This window comes from Paraburkholderia sp. LEh10 (assembly GCF_017814945.1).
Taxonomy (GTDB): domain Bacteria; phylum Pseudomonadota; class Gammaproteobacteria; order Burkholderiales; family Burkholderiaceae; genus Paraburkholderia.
On sequence record NZ_JAGIPX010000218.1, the window covers coordinates 1 to 1001 of the forward strand.

2 protein-coding genes and 1 pseudogene are annotated in these 1001 nt (G+C 59.9%); all 3 read left to right on the forward strand.

All coding sequences use genetic code 11. The annotated features are described in order from the left end of the window. Nucleotides 1–77, forward strand: a pseudogene (sdhB, locus tag J8I87_RS44020) (succinate dehydrogenase iron-sulfur subunit); the annotation flags it as partial. A 1-nt stretch (nt 78) separates the two neighbouring features. Continuing rightward, the gene (locus tag J8I87_RS44025) at nt 79–351 is read left to right on the forward strand and encodes a succinate dehydrogenase assembly factor 2 (protein ID WP_209938914.1); all 273 of its coding nucleotides are present in this window, start codon (nt 79–81) and stop codon (nt 349–351) included. A 78-nt stretch (nt 352–429) separates the two neighbouring features. Continuing rightward, nucleotides 430–1001 (forward strand): citrate/2-methylcitrate synthase (locus J8I87_RS44030; RefSeq protein WP_280923164.1); only part of this gene is annotated, 572 nt, incomplete at its 3' end.

Below are 1001 nucleotides of genomic sequence, written 5' to 3' on the forward strand. Positions count from 1 at the left end.
ACGTGTGCCCGAAGGGCCTCAATCCGACCAAGGCGATCGGCAAGATCAAGGAATTGATGGTGCGCCGGGCTGTCTGACATGGACGGATCATCGCATCAGTCCGACCCTCTACGCCGCGCGCGTCTGCGCTGGCGCGCGCGGCGCGGCTTGCTGGAAAACGATCTGATCTTCGAGCGTTTTTTCAGCCGATATGAGCATGACCTCAGTGATGCGGACGTGGGCGCGCTCACGCGCCTGCTCGAACTGAGCGATAACGACCTGATGGACGTGCTACTTGCACGCAAGGAACCGGAAGGCGATCTCGCCGACGCCGACGTCAGGCGGGTGCTGGAGATGCTGCGTACCGCGTGAGGCAGCATGCGCAGCAGAGTGAGTTCCAGGCGTGCAATTATCGAAACCCTGTTTCCATACTTCGATTGAGGATGTGCTATGACCCCGTCAGATGTTAAAGCCACGCTATCGTTCAGCGACAACTCGCCGAGCGTTGAAATGCCGATCTACAAGGGCTCGATGGGCCCGGACGTAATCGACATCCGTAAACTGTACGGTCAGACCGGCAAGTTCACGTACGATCCGGGCTTCATGTCGACGGCGTCGTGCAACTCGGCGATCACCTACATCGACGGCGACAAGGGTGAGCTGCTGTATCGCGGCTATCCGATCGACGATCTCGCGCAAAACGCCGACTTCCTCGAAACGTGCTACCTGCTGCTGAAGGGCGAACTGCCGAACGCAGCGCAGAAGGACGAGTTTGTGAAGACGGTCACGAACCACACGATGGTTCACGAGCAGATGCAGTTCTTCTTCCGTGGTTTCCGCCGCGACGCGCACCCGATGGCGATCCTCGTCGCCGCAGTCGGCGCGCTGTCGGCGTTCTACCACGACTCGCTCGACATCAATAACCCGCGTCACCGTGAAGTCTCGGCGATCCGCATGATCGCGAAGCTGCCGACGCTCGTCGCGATGGCGTACAAGTACTCGATCGGCCAGCCGTTCGTGTA

Bases quoted from the DNA above. Each gene is read 5' to 3' on its own strand.
- J8I87_RS44025 (WP_209938914.1), top strand. From the start codon at position 79: ATGGACGGATCATCGCATCAGTCCGACCCTCTACGCCGCGCGCGTCTG.